Below are 17,932 nucleotides of genomic sequence, written 5' to 3'. Positions count from 1 at the left end.
ATCGACGCGCGGGGTTTGCCAGCAAAGCCGGGGATTGTAGCCGGGAAATCAACGACTTGCCAAGATCTGCTCAGGCGCCGGCAGATGCTTCCGCTGCCGCGGTTGCCATCGCGGTCGCACACGCGACCGCGCTGGCCCATGCCCACTGGAAGTTGTAGCCCCCCAACCAGCCCGTCACGTCCACCACCTCGCCGATGAAGTACAGGCCCGGCACACGCCGGCTTTCCATGGTCTGCGAGCTCAGGTCGCGGGTGCTGACGCCACCGCGCATGACCTCGGCCTTGCGCCAGCCTTCGTCGCCGCTGGGCGTCAGCTGCCATTCGTGAACGCTGCGCCCGAGGCGCTGCAGATCGGCGTCGCGGCATTCGGCCAGCGGACGGCTAGGTTCGAGACGCGCGCGCTCCAGCCAGGCGCTGGCCAGGCGCTGTGCCAGGCGGGCCGCCAGCTCATTGCCCAGTTGGCGACGTGAACTGCCCTTGGCCTCCACCAGTTCTTGATCCAGCCGCAGTTCCGGGGCCAGGTTGATCTGCAGGGCTTGGTCGGCCGCGCGGTAGCTCGAAATCTGCAGGATCGCGGGCCCGCTGAGGCCGCGGTGCGTGAACAGCAAATCCTCCAGGAAGCGCATGCGCGTCTTGCCGCTACCGCAGGACACTTCCACCGGAAGCGACAGCCCGGCCAGCGCGGCGAATGGCGCCCAGGTGTCGGCGTCGAAAGTCAATGGCACCAGCGCCGGGCGCGGCTCGACGATGGCATGCCCGAGGTGGGTTGCCAGCCGCAAGCCCCAGTCGGTGGCGCCGATCTTCGGCACGGGCAGGCCGCCGGTGGCGACCACGACGCGTGCTGCGCTCACGGCGCCCTGGCTGGTGTCCAGCTCGAAACCGCCCTCGGGTCGGGGGCGCACGTCCGCCACCGTGCAGGGCTGCCAGCGCGTGACGTCGCCAGCCTCGCATTCCTTCAGCAACATCTGGATGATCTGCTCGCTGGAGTCGTCGCAGAACAGCTGGCCCTTGTGCTTTTCATGAAAGGCGATGCCATGGCGCTGGACCAGCTTGATGAAGTCCTGCGACGTGTAGCGTGCCAGCGCGGAGCGGCAGAACGCCGGGTTGTCTGACAGGAAATTGGCGGGGCCTGCATCTCGATTGGTGAAATTGCAACGCCCGCCGCCCGAGATGCGGATCTTTTCGGCCAGTCGTGAGGCATGGTCTACGAGCAGCACGCGAAGGCCGCGCTGGCCGGCCTGGCCAGCACAGAAAAGCCCAGCCGCGCCCGCGCCCACCACCACCACATCGAATGCCTGCATACGTCTCCATTTGAACCCCCCCGATTGTCGCCGGCGCTGCCGTCGAAAATCGTTAGGATGGGCGCCAAACAGAGCGACGGCTTCTTAGGGGGGAGGCCCGATTCGTGGGGTGAGGCGGCCTTGCTGGCCAGGCTCGCGCCCCTCTACAGTCCTTCGACGCAGGACAAGCCCGGTTCCCCGCCGCTGGCACGCGATCGCATCTCAACGATTCCATGGACATGACCGATCCTTCGTCGCTGCAGCCTGACAGCCTGACGCAATGGCTGGCCGGGCATGCCGAGTTGGGCGGAGAGGCGCTGGCCGGGCTGGTCGCGCTGATCGAGCCTCTGGGCAGCATCGCGGCGATCAAGGCCGTGGCCAACGGGCGCTACGTCTTCGCCAGCCCGGGCTTGGCGCAAATGTTCGAGCGCGATGCCGTCATCGGCCATACCGATGCCGAATTGCTCAGGGCGGACGAGACCACGGCGCTGCGGCGGGTCGAGCAGACCGTCATGGCGCAGCGCCACCCTGTCGTGTCCGAACACAAGCTGGAGATCAATGGCCGGCGGCGCGAGTTCGGCGTCACGCGGCTGGCGCTGGGCCAGGAGTTTCTGCTGGCGGTGTGGCACGAGCGCACCGAGGAACGCCATCGCGAGGCGCAGCTGCAGCGCGCGCTGGGCCAGATCGAGCAGCAGCAGGGCGCCATCGAGCAAATCCGCCGCGAGCTGCAGCAGGGCTCGGGCCGCGACGACGTCTCAGGCCTCTACCTGCGGCCGCAGTTCGACGACCAACTGCTGCGCGAGATCGACCTGTCTTCCCGCGAGCATCGCGAGTTCGCGCTGGTGGTCATTGCACTGGACGCATCGCCCGCAGTCACTGCGCTGGGCGACGATGCCCAGCAACGGCTGCTTGAAGGCATCGGGCGCATGCTGCGCGCCAACACGCGGGCGATGGACTCGGCCTGCCGCATCGGCGCGCAGCGCTTTGCCGTGCTGCTGTCGGGCGTTGGCCTGGCGACGGCGCATGCGCGCATGGAGCAACTGCGCCGCCAGTGCGCGGCGCAGATCGTCGTGCTCAACGGGCAGGATCTGGGTCTGTCCATCTCCATGGGCGTTTGCAGCTTCCCGCACACGGCTTCGCGTCAGGAAGAACTGATGGCTGCCAGTGAAGCTGCCGTTCACGAGGCCCAGCGGCGCGGCGGCAACCAGGTGGTTCTGGCGTCCATCGCCTTCGGCTAGATCTCGCTGAACCCCTTCCAGAGCATGTAGGCCGCGAGCGCGAACAGCAGCGTCGCGAACGCCTTCTTCAGTTGCGACACGTCCATGGCGTGCGCCGTGCGCGCGCCCAGCGGCGCCATGGTCACACTGGCCGCGGCGATGACCACCAGTGCGGGCAGGTACAGGTAGCCGAAGGCACCCGGCAGCGCCGACTCCATGCCCCAGCCGCTCACGACGTAGCCGAGGGTGTTGGCCACCGCGATCGGAAAGCCTAGCGCGGCACTGGTGGCCACGGCCAGATGAACCGGCACGTTGCACCAGACCATGAAGGGCACGCTGACAAAGCCTCCACCGGCTCCCACGAGGCCGGACAGCAAGCCGATGCCGGCGCCCGCGCCGAACTGGCCGGCCGGGCCGGGCATCTGCCGGCTCGGGGCCGGGCGCTTGTTTCGTAGCATCTGCCAGCCGGAGAAGCTGACGAACGCGCCGAACACCAGCGCCAGCCAGGCGCCCTTCAGCAGCACGAACAGACCCGCGCCGGCCAGCAGCCCGCCCGCCAGGATGCCGGGCGCCAAGCCCTTGACGAGGTTCCAGCGCACGGCGCCGCGCTTGTGATGGGCGTGCACACTGGACAGCGACGTGAACATGATGGTCGCCATCGACGTAGCAATGGCCATCTTGACGGCCAGCCCGCCGTCCACGCCGCGCTGGCCGAGGATGAGGGTCAGGAATGGCACCATCAACATGCCGCCGCCGATGCCCAGAAGTCCAGCAAGAAAGCCCGCCGCCAGGCCCAGTGCCAGCAGTTCGGCAACGAGGCTGGCAGTCATGCCGCGTGCAGCCGCTTGAGCACGGCCCGCCATTCGGCGGGCGTGACTGGCGTGATGGACAGCCGGCTGCCGCGCTCCAGCACGCGCATCGAAGCCAGCTCCGGCGTATCGCGCATCTCCTTCAGGCTCAGCAGCCGCGTCGTCTCGCGCCAGCGGACGTCAACATGCACCCAGCGCGGCGCTTCGGGCTTGGACTTGGGGTCGAAGTAGTGGCTGGCCGGGTCGAACTGGGTGGCGTCTGGATAGGCCGCGCTGCAGACTTCGGCGAGGCCTGCGATGCCTGGCTCGGGACACGACGAGTGATAGAACAAAACGCCGTCGCCCAGCCGCATGTCGTCGCGCATGAAGTTGCGCGCTTGGTAGTTGCGCACTCCCGTCCAGGGCAGGGTGCCGGCGCGCTGCAAGTCGAGGATGGACGCCTCGTCGGGCTCGGACTTCATCAGCCAGTAGTTCATCGGCCGATGCTAAAGGGAGCGAGAGGGAAGAAGAGGTGTCCACCGTAATCCTGGGGGCCGAGATCCTGAACACCCAGGGGTAATCAGGTGGGCGAGGTCAGCCGGACTTCGGGTTCATCTGACGCGAGACGATCACGCCCGTCCGGCATTTTCCAAGCCCTTGCTCATAGAGCATCGGATGAAGGAAATAAAGCCCCGGGGAAAGCGATGGACGGGGTGGATTCTAGGACCTGCGGCGTGGCCAGCGAGCGGGCCGCCAAATGCCCCTGGCACTCGCTAGGATGCGCGCCCATCAGAGAACGAGACGGCAATGCCGCGAGGGAGGTAGTCATGGATCAGGCGGAGTTCGTGCATCTGGTGCGTCTGAGCGAGCAGGCCAGTGCGGACGACAGCCGACGCTACCGCCGGGGCGTGGCGGCGTTCGCTGCGCTGGGCTATGCGTGGGTAGTGGGGTGCCTGGTGTTGGCGACCGGGCTGGTGGCATGGGTCGTGCCGCAATTGCTGCACGGGCGCTTTCGCGGCTGGATGCTGTGGTTGCTGCTCGCGGCGCTGGGCCTGCTGTGGGCTAGCCTGCGGGCATTGTGGGTGCGCCTTGATGCGCCCGAAGGCTTGGTCATCACGGCGCGCGAGGCGCCCGCGTTGTTCGACGCACTCGAGCGCATCCGTAACAAGGTACACGGCCCGCCTTTGCACGCCGTGTACCTGGATGAGGAGTTCAACGCGAGCATCCGCCAGACACCGCGCTGGGGCCTGCTGGGCGGGGCGACGAACACACTGACGCTGGGGCTCCCGCTGCTGATGGCGCTGGACCGCCCGCGGCTGCTGGCGGTGCTGACGCACGAGTACGGTCACCTGCGCGGTGACCATGGACGTTTCGCTGCCTGGATCTACCGCACGCGGCTGTCGTGGACGCGCCTGCATGACGCCTTGAGCCGCGACGAAAACGTGATGTCGTTTGCGACGCAGGCGTTCATGAACTGGTACCTGCCGCGCTTCGCAGCGAAGACCTTCGCGCTGGCCCGCCAGGACGAGTACGAAGCCGACCGCATCGCCGGACGCCTGGTGGGGGCAGAGGTGGCGACGGCGGCGCTGGTGGAGATTGAGGTCAAGGGCGCCTGGCTGCAGCAGAAGTTCTGGGGGGATCACTGGCGCACGGCCGCCACGGCGGCGCTGCCGGTGGGGCCGTTCCAGGCGCTGCGTGCGCAGTTGCTGCTGGCGCCCGAGGCCGCTTTTGCGAGGGAGGCGCTGCGCCAGGCGCTGGCCCGCGTCAGCGACGTCGCCGACACGCATCCGGGCCTGCGCGACCGTGCCGCTGCGTTGGGCGGCCAGGCGGTGCTGCCGGAATGGTCGCGCCGCAGCGCACTGGCACTGCTGGGTGACGAGGCGCCTCGCTGGATTGCGCACTTCGACAAGCAATGGTGCAGGGACAACGCCAGCGGCTGGAAGCGTCACCATGCGTGGCTGGGGCGGGTGAGCGAACGGGTGCAGGGGCTCGCGGCATCGAGCGCCACGCACAGCGCCGATCAATGGGTCGAACAGGCGACGCTGCTGCGCCAACTCAACCCCCACGCCGATCTGCGGTCGCTGTACGAGATGGCGCTGCAACGCAGTGCCGAGCACCCGGCCGCGCTGCAGGGGTGGGTGCAGACGCTGGCCGATGACGACCGGGTAGCGCGGCTGCAGGGCTTGCAGCGCCTGTGGGACGCGAGCGGCGAGCACCGCTGGTGGGCAGCCAGCCAGGCCGTGGAGGAACTGGAGACTACGCGCCCCGGGCTGGCGCACGACGCGGCGGCGCTCAAGCTCTGGCGCGAGCGCCGCAAGCAGGCGCAGGAAGGCGAGGCGCGCGCCTGGGAGGAACTGCGCCAGTTGCCGTATTTCGGCCAGGTGACGCGGCACGACCTTTCGGACTTCGAGCTGGGCGAGGTGCAGGCCGAACTGGCGCTTTGCAAGCCGGTGGTTCGTGGCTGGCTGGTTCGCAAGGCGCTGCGCGAGTTCCCGCGGCGCCGGGCCTATCTCGCCTTCGTGGAACTGCCGCGCATGTCGGACGAGGATCGGTTCGAGTTGTGCCGCTGGCTGGAGCGCACGCTGAGCCTGCCTGGACAGGTGCTGGTGCTGTGGGCCGGTGAGTCACCCACGCTCGACGAGATCCGCCGCGGTGCTTTCGAGCCGGTCTATCCGCAGGTTGGGGCTCAGAGCAACTGACCGTCGTGGGCCAGCGCCTCGTCCAGGCGCTGGATGAGGGCATCCATGTCGGGTGTCGCCAAAGCGGGCGGCGCGGCCGGGGGGGCGATGTTGGCAGGGGGCTCGCGCGGTGCATCGGCCAGTTGGTAGGCCAGGTTAAGCGCGGCCAGCACGGCGATGCGCTCGCGCGCCTTGACCTTGCCGGCGTCGCGGATGGCGCTCATCTCACGGTCCACCTGCGCCACGGCAGCGCTCAGCGCGGCTTCGCCGCCTTCGGGGCAGCCGAGCAGGTAGCTCTGGCCCATGATGGTGACTTCCATCTGCTTCATGGCTGCTCGTCCTTCGGTGCATCGACGGGCAGGCGTTCCAGCAACGCGTCGACGCGGGCGCGCGCGGCGTTCAAGCGCGAGCGCAGGCTGTCACGCTCTTGCGTGATGGCGGTGAGCTGCACCTGCAGCAGCAGGTTGGTGCGCAGGATCTCGTCGTGGCGCAACAGCAGTCGCTCCACGCGGTCGGTCAGGTCGGTCAGGCTGGCCATGGATAGGGTTCTCAAGCGGCTGCAGATTTTAGGGCGCGACCGTAGTCGCATTCCTGGATCACTGCGCAGGCGTTGCACAAAGGCTTGCGGGCCTGGCAGACGTAGCGGCCATGCAGGATCAGCCAGTGATGGGCGTCGACGAGATAAGACTCGGGCACGCGGTCCAGCAGGCCCAGCTCCACGGCCAGCGGTGTCTTGCCGGGCGCCAGACCGGTGCGGTTGCTGACGCGGAAGATGTGCGTATCTACCGCCATCGTGGGCTCGCCGAAGGCGACGTTGAGCACCACGTTGGCGGTCTTGCGTCCCACGCCCGGCAGGGCTTCCAGGTCGGCGCGGCAGCGCGGTACCTCGCCGCCATGCAAATCGATCAACATCCGGCAGGTCTGCAGCAGGTGCTTGGCCTTGCTGCGGTACAGGCCGATGGTCTTGATGTGCGACTCCAGACCCTCGGTGCCCAGCGCGAGGATCTGCGCCGGCGTGTTGGCCACGGCGAAAAGGCGTTTCGTGGCCTTGTTAACGCCAACGTCGGTGGCCTGGGCGGACAGCAGCACGGCGGTCAGCAGCTCGAACACGCTGGCGAACTCCAGCTCCGTCTGCGGCGCCGGATTGGCGGCTTTCAGCGTGGCGAAAAAGCGTTCGATCTGCGCGGCATCCATGCCGGCATTGTCAGGTCCGTTTGGCGCGCGCCCGGGCCAGCGCGGCCTCGACGGCAGCGCGCTTGGCGGAAAGCTGGGCCGGGTCGGTGATCGCCGACGCCCCTGCCAGGTCGGCCAGCTTGGCCTGGGCCTTAGCGGCCAGGCGGGCGTCGTTCTCCACGGCCTCGCGGTGGCGGCGGAACTGCTTGAAGGCGTAGCGCTCGCGGGCTTCGTCGGCCTGCGGCTGGCTCCACGCGGCCCAGCCGGTCGTGCTCGTCACTTCGGGCATGGAGATGCAGTCCACCGGACAGGCCGGCACGCAGAGCTCGCAGCCGGTGCATTGCGCGGTGACGACGACATGCATGGCTTTGGGCGCGCCGACGATGCAGTCCGCCGGACAGGCCTTGATGCACAGCGTGCAGCCGATGCACCAGGCTTCGTCGATGACGGCCACGCCGCGCGTGGCCTCGATGCCGTTGGCGGGGTTCAGCGGCAGCGCCGGTCGGCCGGTGAGGGCGGCCAGCCGGGCCACGCCCTCGGCGCCGCCGGGCGGGCACTGGTTGATGTCGGCGTCACCCGCGGCGACGGCGTCGGCGTAGCCGCGGCAGTCCGGGTAGCCGCAGCGGGTGCATTGGGTCTGCGGGAGCGCGGCGTCGATCAGCGCGGCGAGGCTCACGCCGCTTTCTTTGCGGGCCGGTTGGCGGCCGGTGCGCGCTTGGCCGCAGCTTTGCGTGCGGGCGCGGCCTTGGCCGGCTTGGCCTTCACGGCGACGGTCTTGACCGTCGGCTTCAGCGGCGCGGCTTCGTACCTGGCGATGAAGTCGCGCACCTGCGGGTAGGCGTGCTCGCGCCAGCGGCGGCCCGAGAAGATGCCGTAATGGCCCGCGCCGATGACGTCGTAGTGGAACTGGTGCTGCCTGGGCACTCCGGCGCACAGCTCATGCGCGGCGCGCGTCTGGCCGGCGCCGGATATGTCGTCCAGCTCGCCTTCCACGGTCAGCAGCGCCGTGGTGCTGATGTCTTGCGGGCGCACCTGCTGACCGCCCACTTCCCAGGTGCCGTTGACGAGCGCGAAGTCCTGAAACACAGTCTTGATGGTGTCCAGGTAGTACTCAGCCGGCATGTCCAGCACGGCGTTGTACTCGTCGTAGAAGCGGCGGTGCGCTTCCGCGCCATCGTCGTCGCCGCGCACCAGGTCCAGGAAGTAGTCGTAGTGCGACGTCAGGTGGCGGTCCGGGTTCATCGCGACGAAGCCGGTGTGCTGCAGGAAGCCCGGGTAAACCTCGCGGCCGGCGCCGGGGAAGTTGGTGGGCACACGGTAGATGACGTTGTTCTCGAACCAGCTGTAGCTGCGGTTCATCGCCAGGTTGTTGACGGCCGTGGGGCTCTTGCGGGCGTCGATGGGGCCACCCATCATGGTCATGCTGCGCGGGGTCTCCTCGCCGGCGCTGGCCATCAGTGAGATGGCAGCCAGCACGGGCACGGTGGGCTGGCAGACGGAGATGACATGGCAGTCCGCGCCGCCGACGTGGCGGATGAACTCCTGCACATAGCGGATGTAGTCGTCCAGGTGGAAGGGCCCCACCTCCAGCGGCACCATGCGAGCGTCGGTCCAGTCGGTGATGTAGACCTTGTGGTCTTTCAGCAGTTGCTTGACGGTCTCGCGCAGCAGGGTGCTGTGGTGTCCCGACAGCGGCGCCACGACGAGCACGGTGGGCTGGTCCTTCATCTTGGCCAGTACAGTCAGTTCGTCGGTGTAGCGCTTGAAGCGCAGCAGGCGGCAGAAGGGCTTCTCCAGCGCCACCAACTCCTGCACGGCGACATCGGTGCCATCCACTTCGACGGACTTGATGTCGAACTCGGGCTTCTCGTAGTCCTTGGCCAAACGGTGCATCAGGTCCAGCCCGGCCGACAGGCGCTGCGCCATGGGCGTGTGCGCGAACGGCGACAGCGGGTGGCTGTAGAGCTTGGCCGAGGCGGCGGCGAATTCGGAGAACGGGCTCATCAGCGCGCGCTGGGTTTCGAAGAATTGATACAGCATGGCCGCCCTTGGCGAGGATCAGGAATGACCGGATAGTGCCAGAAAACGCTTGCAAATTTGTGCGCTGCAGCATGGATTGGCGGTCAAACCGCCAATCCTGCGCACTTGGGTGGTGCGGTCAGCGGCTGGTCAGCCCTTGATGACGGCGGCCATGCCAGCGGCAACGACGGGCAGGTTCCCCTCGTTCAGCGCGGCCACGCAGATGCGGCCGGAGTCCACCCCGTAGACGCCGAACTCGCTGCGCAGGCGCTGCATCTGGGCGGCGGTCAAGCCGGAATAGCTGAACATGCCCAGCTGTTCGGTGACGAAGCCCAGGTCTTGCGTGACACCTGCGGCCTTCAACGCGCTCACCAGCGCACCGCGCATCGCCTTGATGCGTACGCGCATGCCCGCCAGTTCTTCCTCCCACAGCGCGCGCAGTCGGTCGTCGGATAGCACGGCGGCAACGACCTGCGCACCATGCGTGGGCGGGTTGGAATAGTTGGTGCGGATCATGATCTTCAGCTGCGACAGCACACGCACGGCTTCCTCGTCGCTGGTGCAGACCACGCTCAGCGCACCGACGCGTTCACCGTACAGCGAGAAGCTCTTTGAGAAGCTGGTCGACACGAAGAAGCCGACGCCAGCGGCCATGAACTGGCGCACGGCTTCGCCGTCTTCCTTCAGCCCGAAGCCGAAGCCCTGGTAGGCCATATCCAGGAAGGGCGTCAGGCCCCTGGCCTTGACGACCGCGACCACCTCGGCCCACTGGGCAGCGCTGATGTCGTAGCCCGTCGGGTTGTGGCAGCAGGCGTGCAGCACGACGACGGTGCCAGCGGGCGCGGCATTCAGCGCGGCAAGCATGCCGGCGAAGTTGATGCCCTTGTTCGCGGCGTCGTAGTAGGGGTAGGTTTCGACCGTGAAGCCGGCCTGGGTGAACAGCGCGCGGTGGTTCTCCCAGCTCGGGTCGGAGATCAGCACCTTGGAGGCGGGGTTGAGCTGCTTCAGGAAGTCAGCGCCAATCTTCAGCGCGCCCGTGCCGCCGATGGCCTGCACGGTGGCGACGTTCTTCAGCTCGCTGCCAAACACCAGCTTCTGCACCGCCTTGTCATACGCGGCGATGCCGTCGATGGGCAGGTAGCCGCGCGGCTTGGGAGCCGCGGCGATGGCGGCTTCTGCTTCGCGCACGCACTTCAGCAGCGGCAGCTTGCCGGCTTCGTCGTAATAGACGCCGACACCGAGGTTGACCTTGCCCGGGCGGGTGTCGGCGTTGAACTGCTCGTTCAGGCCGAGGATAGGGTCACGAGGGGCAAGGGCGACTTCGGCGAACAGGGACATGACGGGATTCCTGAAAGGACGTTGGCAGGAGGAGGGGCTTGAGAAAACAGGGTCTGCGCTAACCTGTTCGGTTTCGCAGCGCAGCAATTTTGCCCGTGAACCCAGGGAATTCCCCATGCAAGAAGCCTTGAACGCCATGCCCGGCTCGGAAAGCGACACCGAGGAACGCAAGGGCGAATTCGTCAGCTTCGAAGGCTCGCCGTTCCAGCTCTTCCAGCCGTTCCCGCCCGCGGGGGATCAACCCACCGCCATCGCCCAGCTCTGCGAAGGCATCAACGACGGCCTCAGCTACCAGACGCTGCTGGGCGTGACCGGCTCGGGCAAGACCTTCACGATGGCGAACGTCATCGCCCGCATGGGGCGCCCGGCCATCATCTTTGCGCCCAACAAGACGCTGGCGGCGCAGCTGTACAGCGAGTTCAAGGATTTCTTCCCGAAGAATGCGGTCGAGTACTTCGTCAGCTACTACGACTACTACCAGCCCGAGGCCTACGTGCCTCAGCGCGACCTGTTTATCGAGAAGGACAGCGCGATCAACGAGCACATCGAGCAGATGCGGTTGTCGTGTACCAAGAGCCTGCTGGAGCGGCGCGACGTGGTCATCGTGGCCTCCGTGTCGGCCATCTACGGCATCGGCTCGCCGGCGGACTATCACCAGATGGTGATGACGCTGCGCGTGGGCGACAAGCTGGGCCAGCGCGACGTCATCGCGCACCTGATCCGCATGCAGTACACGCGCAACGAGATGGAGTTCAGTCGCGGCCACTTCCGTGTGCGCGGCGACACCATCGATGTGTTCCCTGCCGAGCACTCGGAGCTGGCTATCCGCATCGAGCTGTTCGACGACGAGATCGAGGCGCTGTCGCTGTTCGACCCGCTGACCGGCCAGGTGCGGCAGAAGATCCCGCGCTTCACCGTGTACCCCAGCAGCCACTACGTGACGCCACGCGAGCGCGTGCTGGCGGCGACGGACGCCATCAAGCAGGAGCTGCGCGACCGCGTGGCGGAGTTCGTCAAGGACGGCAAGCTGGTGGAGGCGCAGCGCGTCGAGCAGCGCACCCGGTTTGACCTGGAGATGCTGCAGGAGGTGGGCCACTGCAAAGGCATCGAGAACTACACGCGCCATCTGTCGGGCGCGCAGCCCGGTGATCCCCCGCCGACGCTGGTGGACTACCTGCCCAAGGACGCGCTGATGTTCCTGGACGAGAGCCACGTGCTGATCGGCCAGTTCGGCGGCATGTACAACGGCGACCGGGCGCGCAAGACCACGCTGGTGGAGTACGGCTTCCGGCTGCCGTCCGCGCTGGACAACCGGCCGCTGAAGTTCGCTGAGTTCGAACGCAAGATGCGCCAGGCCATCTTCGTGTCGGCCACGCCGGCGCAGTACGAGCAGGACAACGCCGGCCAGGTGGTCGAGCAGGTCGTTCGGCCGACCGGGCTGGTGGACCCGCTTGTCGAAGTGCGCCCCGCCACGCACCAGGTGGACGACGTGCTGCAGGAGATCCGCCTGCGGGTCGAGGTGAACGAGCGTGTGCTGATCACCACGCTGACCAAGCGCATGGCCGAGCAGCTGACTGACTACCTCAGCGACAACGGCGTCAAAGTGCGCTACCTGCACTCAGACGTGGACACGGTGGAGCGCGTCGAAATCCTGCGCGATCTCCGGCTGGGTGCGTTCGATGTGCTGGTGGGCATCAACCTGCTGCGCGAGGGGTTGGACATTCCCGAGGTGTCGCTCGTGGCCATTCTGGACGCCGACAAGGAAGGCTTCCTGCGCGCCGAGCGCAGCCTGATCCAGACCATCGGCCGCGCCGCGCGCAACCTGAACGGCAAGGCGATCCTGTACGCCGACCGCATCACCGAATCCATGCGCAAGGCCATAGGCGAGACCGAGCGCCGCCGTGCCAAGCAGATGGCCTTCAACGAGGAGCACGGCATCACGCCGCGCAGCGTGCAAAAGCGCATCAAGGACCTCATCGACGGCGTCTACTCCGAAGAGGCCGGGCGCGACGAGGCCAAACTGCTGGCGGCGGCCAAGGTCGAGGAACTATCCGAGAAGGACCTGGCCAAGCGCATCGCGCAGCTCGAAAAGCAAATGCTGGAGCATGCCCGCAATCTGGAGTTCGAGAAGGCGGCCCGCCTGCGCGACCAATTGGCTCAGCTGCGCGAGCAGGCCTTTGGTGCCCGAGTGCACGACAACATCGTGCCGCTGGAGAGCGCTCGCAAGGCAGCACGCTGAAGCTGCTGCGGCGCAGCAAAAAAGGCCCACCAAAACCTGGGGGATAGGCAGGCACCCCGGGGCATGGTTGAGTAGTCGAGTAAAATCATCGGAAATGATTCGCTCGGCTATTGTCCAGGCCGTCCCGGGTTAACCCGATATCGAACGTCTTGGACTTTTCCGGTCCGGGCACCCTCGCCAAGGAGTTTTGTATGCGTCTCACCACCAAAGGCCGGTTTGCAGTCACCGCGATGTTGGACTTGGCGCTGCGCGAGAACACAGGGCCGGTCGCGCTGGCAGCCATCAGCCAGCGCCAGCAGATTTCGCTGTCCTACCTGGAGCAGCTGTTCGGCAAGTTGCGCCGCCATGAGCTGGTGGAGAGCACCCGTGGCCCCGGCGGCGGTTATTCGCTGGGCCGCAAGGCCGAGGACATCACCGTGGCCGACATCATCGTCGCCGTGGATGAGGCGCTGGACGCCACCGGCTGCGGCGGCAAGGAAAACTGCATGGGCGAGGACAGCGGCCGTTGTATCACCCATGAGTTGTGGACCAACCTGAACGCGAAAATGATCGAGTACCTCGATTCGGTCTCGCTGCGCAAGCTGGCCGACGAGCAACTCGCCAAGGGCTTCGAAGTTGAAGCCGCGCCCGTCAAGCGCGCCATATCTTCCCAGCCGGTGCTCAAGCCCATCCGTGTGACGGCGCCGAACTCGGTGTTCGCGCTGGGTGGCGCATTCAGTAAGTAAATCGTTTCTGAAGAACTCGAAGAAGAAGTCGTTATGGACATGACCCCGCACTTCCCGATCTACCTCGACTACGGCGCCACGACGCCGTGCGACCCGCGCGTGGTGGACGCGATGATTCCCTGGTTGCGCGAGCATTTCGGCAATCCGGCGTCGCGCAGCCACGCTTGGGGCTGGGAAGCGGAAGAGGCCGTCGAGAAGGCGCGCGTGCAGGTCGCCGAGCTGATCGGCGCTGATCCGCGCGAGATCGTCTGGACATCCGGCGCCACCGAATCCATCAATCTGGCACTCAAGGGAGCGGCGCAGTTCTACAAGACGCGCGGCAAGCACCTGATCACGGTCAAGACGGAGCACAAGGCCACGCTGGACAGCATGCGTGAACTGGAGCGGCAGGGGTTCGACGTGACCTATCTGGACGTTCAGGACGATGGATTGCTCGATCTGGAGGCTTTCAAGGCTGCATTGCGCCCTGACACCATCCTGGCTTCGGTCATGTTCGTGAACAACGAGATTGGCGTCGTTCAGGACGTCGTGGCGCTGGGTAATCTGTGCCGTGAACGCGGTGTCATCTTCCATGTGGATGCCGCGCAGGCCACTGGCAAGGTCGTCATCGACCTGGCGAAGCTGCCAATCGACCTGATGAGCATGTCCGCGCACAAGACCTACGGTCCCAAGGGCATGGGCGCGCTGTACGTGCGCCGCAAGCCGCGTGTGCGGTTGGAGGCCCAGATGCACGGTGGCGGCCACGAGCGTGGCATGCGCTCAGGCACCTTGCCCACCCACCAGATCGTCGGCATGGGTGAGGCCTTCCGCATCGCCCGCGAGGAGATGGGCACCGAGAACGAACGCATCCGTGCGCTGCACAACCGCCTCGTCAAGGGCTTGTCCGGCATTGAGCAGACCTTCATCAATGGTGACCTCGAACGCCGCGTGCCGCACAACCTGAACATTTCGTTCAACTATGTCGAGGGCGAGTCGCTGATCATGGGCGTCAAGGGCCTGGCGGTGTCGTCGGGTTCGGCGTGCACGTCCGCCAGCCTGGAGCCCAGCTACGTGCTGCGCGCGCTGGGCCGCAGCGACGAGCTGGCGCACAGCTCGCTGCGCATGACCATCGGCCGCTTCACGACCGAAGAAGAAATCGACTACGCGATTCAAGTGCTGACCGACCGCGTTGCCAAGCTGCGCGAACTGTCCCCGCTGTGGGACATGTTCAAGGACGGCGTGGACCTCAGCACGATCAAGTGGGCGGCTCACTGAGCCCCTAGCAAGGAGAACTCTCATGGCATACAGCGACAAGGTCGTCGACCACTACGAAAACCCCCGTAACGTCGGCAAGTTCGACAACGGCGATGACGACGTCGGCACCGGCATGGTCGGCGCGCCGGCCTGCGGCGACGTGATGAAGCTGCAGATCAAGGTGAACCCGGCGACCGGCCTCATCGAGGACGCCAAGTTCAAGACCTACGGCTGTGGCTCGGCCATCGCGTCCAGCTCCCTCGTGACCGAATGGGTCAAGGGCAAGAGCCTGGACGAGGCGCTGACGATCAAGAACACGCAGATCGCGGAAGAGCTGGCGCTGCCACCGGTCAAGATCCACTGCTCCATCCTGGCCGAAGACGCCATCAAGGCTGCGGTGGACGACTACCGCGCCAAGCACGCAACCACGGCCTGAGCCCATGTCCGTCACGCTGACAGAAGCTGCGGCTCGCCACGTCAAGCGCTACATCGCCAAGCGAGGCAAGGGCGTGGGTGTGCGCCTGGGCGTGAAGACGACCGGGTGCTCGGGCCTGGCCTACAAGCTCGAATACGCTGACGACGTGGCGCCCGAGGACGTGGTGTTCGAAGGTCATGAGGTCAAGATTCTCATCGACCCCAAGAGCCTGCCTTACCTCGACGGCACCGAGCTGGACTTCGTGCGCGAAGGCCTGAATGAAGGTTTCAAGTTCCGCAACCCGCGTGAGAAAGACAAGTGCGGTTGCGGCGAGTCCTTCCGTGTCTGATCGACCCTGAGTTCTTGCTGAGCGCGGCACCGGCCGCGCTTTTTGCTTTTTCACCTTGCCATGCGCCTGACCGACAACGACTTCCAGCTCTTCGGCCTGCCTGAAACGCAGGCCCAGGACCGGGCCGCCATCGACGCGCGCTGGAAGGCGCTGCAAGCCGAGGTCCATCCCGACCGCTTCGCGGCGGAAGGCGCCGCGGCCCAGCGCGTGGCGATGCAGTGGGCGATGCGGGTGAACGAGGGCTACCAGCGCCTGAAGGATCCGCTCAAGCGCGCTGCGTACCTGTGCGAGCTGCGCGGTGCGCCGGTTGGAGCTGAAACCAACACGCAGATGCCCGCCGCGTTCCTGATGCAGCAGATGGAATGGCGCGAGGCGCTCGATGAGTCCCGCAGCGAGTCGGCACTCGAAGCACTCGACAACGATGCGGCGCAGGCCGAGGCCGCCGCGCTTGCCCAGGCTCAACGCCTGCTCGACGACAACAACGATGCGCCGGCGGCAGCCGCGCAGGTGAGGGCGCTCATGTTCATCCAGCGTTTCCGAGCCGATATCGACCAGTGCCTTGCAAAGCTAGAAGACCTCGCGGGACAGACCGCCCGAACGAAGTGAGTAGCTCTGTCCTCAACTGACCAAAAGATGGCCCTGCTTCAAATCTCCGAACCTGGCGCGTCGCCTGACCCGCACCAGCGCCGCATCGCCGTCGGCATCGACCTGGGCACGACGCACTCCCTCGTTGCCGCGGTGCGCCACGGCGTTGCGGAATGCCTGCCCGACGAGCAAGGCCGCGTGATCCTGCCCTCTGCCGTGCGCTACCTGCCCGAAGGCCGCCGCCAGATCGGCGCTGAGGCGCTGGCTGCCCAGGCCGAGGACCCCGAGAACACCGTCGTCTCGGTCAAGCGCTTCATGGGCCGCGGTCTGGCCGATGTGGCTGATCGAGAGCATCTGCCGTACCAGTTCGAAGACCGCCCCGGCATGCTGGCCATCGCGACGCGCGACGGTGTGAAGAGTCCGGTCGAGGTGTCGGCCGAGATTCTGGCGACGCTGCGCTTCCGCGCCGAAGACAGCTTTGCCGACGACTTGTTCGGTGCCGTTATCACGGTGCCGGCCTACTTCGACGACGCCCAGCGCCAGGCCACCAAGGACGCCGCCGAACTGGCCGGCCTCAAGGTGCTGCGCCTCATCAACGAGCCCACGGCTGCGGCCATCGCCTATGGGCTGGACAACGCCAGCGAGGGCCTCTACGCGGTCTACGACCTGGGCGGCGGCACCTTCGACATCTCGCTGCTGCGCCTGACGCGCGGCGTGTTCGAGGTTGTCGCGACCGGCGGCGATGCCGCGCTGGGTGGCGATGACTTCGACCGCGCACTGGCCCATTGGGCACAGGCCGGTCGCGTTGTCGAGACCGCGCACGACAAGCGCGCCATGCTCGTTGCCGCGCGTGCCGCCAAGGAAGCGTTGTCGGATGCCGACGTCACCGAGCTGGTCGCCGCGCTGGACGGCGGCGAACTGCGTGCAACGATCACCCGCGCCCAGTTCGAAGCGCTGGTGCAGCCGCTGATTGCCAGGACGCTGTCCGCCGTGAAGCGCGTGTTGCGTGATGGCAAGGTCAAGCCTGCCGAGGTGGCTGGTGCCGTCATGGTGGGCGGCTCCACGCGCATGCCCATCGTGCGCCGCGCTGTCAGCGAGCTGTTTGGCAGCGAGGTGCTGACTAACCTGAACCCCGACGAGGTCGTCGCACTGGGTGCGGCCATCCAGGCCAATCAACTGGCCGGCAATGCGGCCGATGGCGAGATCCTGCTGCTGGACGTGATCCCGCTGTCGCTGGGTCTGGAGACCATGGGCGGGCTGGTTGAGCGCGTTATCGAGCGCAACTCCACCATCCCCGTCGCCAAGGCCCAGGACTTCACGACCTTCAAGGATGGCCAGACGGCGCTCGCCGTCCATGTCGTACAGGGCGAGCGCGAGCTGGTCAGCGAATGCCGCTCGCTCGCCCGATTTGAGCTGCGCGGCATACCGCCGATGGCGGCCGGCGCGGCGCGCATCCGAGTCAGCTTCCAGGTCGATGCGGACGGGTTGCTCAGCGTGTCGGCCGAAGAACTGACCTCGGGCGTGCAGGCCGCCATCACCGTTAAGCCCAGTTACGGTCTCGGCGACGACGAGATCGCCAACATGCTCAGGGACGGGTTCAACAGCGCCGAGGGCGACATGGTTGCCCGCAAGCTGCGTGAAGCCAAGGTCGAAGCCGAACGCATGGTGCTCGCCACGCGAAGCGCGCTGTCTGCCGATGGTGACCTGCTGCCTGCGGACGAGCGCATGTCGCTTGAAGCACGCCTGGTGGCGCTGGCCGCGATGGACGACGATGCCGACGCCATCGACGCTGCGGTCAAGGCGCTGGCCGAAGCCACCGAGGGTTTTGCCGCCGAGCGCATGAACCGTTCCATCGCCCGCGCGCTGACCGGCCGCAACGTCTCGGCTCTCTGAA

18 protein-coding genes are annotated in these 17,932 nt (G+C 66.7%); 9 read left to right on the top strand and 9 right to left on the bottom strand.

The window, feature by feature from the left end:
• Positions 1 to 70: 70 nt before the first annotated feature.
• On the bottom strand, positions 71 to 1,300 hold the full coding sequence (locus tag ACG02S_RS06135; RefSeq protein ID WP_394469559.1) for a BaiN/RdsA family NAD(P)/FAD-dependent oxidoreductase: 1,230 nt from the start codon (positions 1,298 to 1,300) through the stop codon (positions 71 to 73).
• A gap of 212 nt (positions 1,301 to 1,512) precedes the next feature.
• Here ACG02S_RS06135 and ACG02S_RS06130 point away from each other — a divergent pair, with 212 nt between their 5' ends.
• Positions 1,513 to 2,517 (top strand): GGDEF domain-containing protein, encoded by a 1,005-nt coding sequence (locus tag ACG02S_RS06130; protein WP_394469558.1) that lies wholly within the window; start codon positions 1,513 to 1,515, stop codon positions 2,515 to 2,517.
• On the opposite strand, the gene ACG02S_RS06125 is transcribed toward ACG02S_RS06130, so the two are convergent.
• Both ACG02S_RS06125 and ACG02S_RS06120 read right to left on the bottom strand, forming a co-directional pair.
• Positions 2,514 to 3,326 (bottom strand): sulfite exporter TauE/SafE family protein, encoded by an 813-nt coding sequence (locus ACG02S_RS06125; protein WP_394469557.1) that lies wholly within the window; start codon positions 3,324 to 3,326, stop codon positions 2,514 to 2,516. The two genes, ACG02S_RS06130 and ACG02S_RS06125, sit on opposite strands and share 4 nt — an antisense overlap.
• Positions 3,323 to 3,781, bottom strand: a complete 459-nt coding sequence (locus tag ACG02S_RS06120; protein ID WP_394469556.1) for an EVE domain-containing protein — start codon at positions 3,779 to 3,781, stop codon at positions 3,323 to 3,325. Before ACG02S_RS06120 ends, ACG02S_RS06125 begins: the two co-directional genes overlap by 4 nt.
• 330 nt (positions 3,782 to 4,111) lie before the next feature.
• On the opposite strand from ACG02S_RS06120, the gene ACG02S_RS06115 reads away from it, so the two are divergent.
• A complete protein-coding gene (locus ACG02S_RS06115; RefSeq protein ID WP_394469555.1) occupies positions 4,112 to 5,983 on the top strand; it encodes a M48 family metalloprotease in 1,872 nt (623 codons plus the stop codon).
• Here the strand turns inward: ACG02S_RS06115 and ACG02S_RS06110 are convergent.
• From ACG02S_RS06110 to ACG02S_RS06085, 6 genes are all read right to left on the bottom strand, one after another.
• Positions 5,971 to 6,291: a cell division protein ZapA gene (locus ACG02S_RS06110; protein ID WP_394469554.1), complete on the bottom strand. Its 321-nt coding sequence runs from the start codon at positions 6,289 to 6,291 to the stop codon at positions 5,971 to 5,973. The genes ACG02S_RS06115 and ACG02S_RS06110 overlap by 13 nt on opposite strands.
• Positions 6,288 to 6,500: a DUF904 domain-containing protein gene (locus tag ACG02S_RS06105; protein ID WP_394469553.1), complete on the bottom strand. Its 213-nt coding sequence runs from the start codon at positions 6,498 to 6,500 to the stop codon at positions 6,288 to 6,290. The genes ACG02S_RS06110 and ACG02S_RS06105 overlap by 4 nt, the downstream gene beginning before the upstream one ends.
• A gap of 11 nt (positions 6,501 to 6,511) precedes the next feature.
• The gene (gene nth / locus ACG02S_RS06100) at positions 6,512 to 7,156 is read right to left on the bottom strand and encodes an endonuclease III (protein ID WP_394469552.1); all 645 of its coding nucleotides are present in this window, start codon (positions 7,154 to 7,156) and stop codon (positions 6,512 to 6,514) included.
• Positions 7,157 to 7,166: 10 nt separating this feature from the next.
• A complete protein-coding gene (gene rsxB, locus ACG02S_RS06095) occupies positions 7,167 to 7,811 on the bottom strand; it encodes an electron transport complex subunit RsxB (RefSeq protein WP_394469551.1) in 645 nt (214 codons plus the stop codon).
• Positions 7,808 to 9,175 (bottom strand): polyhydroxyalkanoate depolymerase, encoded by a 1,368-nt coding sequence (locus ACG02S_RS06090; RefSeq protein ID WP_394469550.1) that lies wholly within the window; start codon positions 9,173 to 9,175, stop codon positions 7,808 to 7,810. The genes rsxB and ACG02S_RS06090 overlap by 4 nt, the downstream gene beginning before the upstream one ends.
• 129 nt (positions 9,176 to 9,304) lie before the next feature.
• Positions 9,305 to 10,492, bottom strand: a complete 1,188-nt coding sequence (locus tag ACG02S_RS06085) for an amino acid aminotransferase (protein WP_394469549.1) — start codon at positions 10,490 to 10,492, stop codon at positions 9,305 to 9,307.
• A gap of 115 nt (positions 10,493 to 10,607) precedes the next feature.
• Between ACG02S_RS06085 and uvrB the strand changes: the two genes are divergently transcribed.
• From uvrB to hscA, 7 genes are all read left to right on the top strand, one after another.
• Entirely contained in the window at positions 10,608 to 12,731 is a 2,124-nt protein-coding gene (gene uvrB, locus ACG02S_RS06080) for an excinuclease ABC subunit UvrB (protein ID WP_394469548.1), read from the top strand.
• A 191-nt stretch (positions 12,732 to 12,922) separates the two neighbouring features.
• Positions 12,923 to 13,456, top strand: a complete 534-nt coding sequence (gene iscR / locus ACG02S_RS06075) for a Fe-S cluster assembly transcriptional regulator IscR (RefSeq protein ID WP_025563988.1) — start codon at positions 12,923 to 12,925, stop codon at positions 13,454 to 13,456.
• Between the two features lie 33 nt (positions 13,457 to 13,489).
• Positions 13,490 to 14,710: an IscS subfamily cysteine desulfurase gene (locus ACG02S_RS06070; protein WP_394469547.1), complete on the top strand. Its 1,221-nt coding sequence runs from the start codon at positions 13,490 to 13,492 to the stop codon at positions 14,708 to 14,710.
• A 22-nt stretch (positions 14,711 to 14,732) separates the two neighbouring features.
• A complete protein-coding gene (iscU, locus tag ACG02S_RS06065; RefSeq protein ID WP_394469546.1) occupies positions 14,733 to 15,125 on the top strand; it encodes a Fe-S cluster assembly scaffold IscU in 393 nt (130 codons plus the stop codon).
• 4 nt (positions 15,126 to 15,129) lie between these two features.
• A complete protein-coding gene (gene iscA, locus ACG02S_RS06060) occupies positions 15,130 to 15,453 on the top strand; it encodes an iron-sulfur cluster assembly protein IscA (protein ID WP_057299626.1) in 324 nt (107 codons plus the stop codon).
• Between the two features lie 60 nt (positions 15,454 to 15,513).
• Positions 15,514 to 16,059 (top strand): Fe-S protein assembly co-chaperone HscB, encoded by a 546-nt coding sequence (gene hscB, locus ACG02S_RS06055; protein ID WP_394469544.1) that lies wholly within the window; start codon positions 15,514 to 15,516, stop codon positions 16,057 to 16,059.
• A gap of 27 nt (positions 16,060 to 16,086) precedes the next feature.
• Complete coding sequence (hscA, locus tag ACG02S_RS06050) at positions 16,087 to 17,931, top strand: Fe-S protein assembly chaperone HscA (protein ID WP_394469543.1); 1,845 nt, start codon at positions 16,087 to 16,089, stop codon at positions 17,929 to 17,931.
• Position 17,932: the final 1 nt, after the last annotated feature.

It is taken from the genome of Pelomonas dachongensis, assembly GCF_043555865.1.
GTDB lineage: Bacteria > Pseudomonadota > Gammaproteobacteria > Burkholderiales > Burkholderiaceae_C > Pelomonas > Pelomonas dachongensis.
The sequence above is the reverse complement of the archived record's forward strand: the minus strand, read 5'-3'. Positions and strand labels throughout refer to the sequence as shown.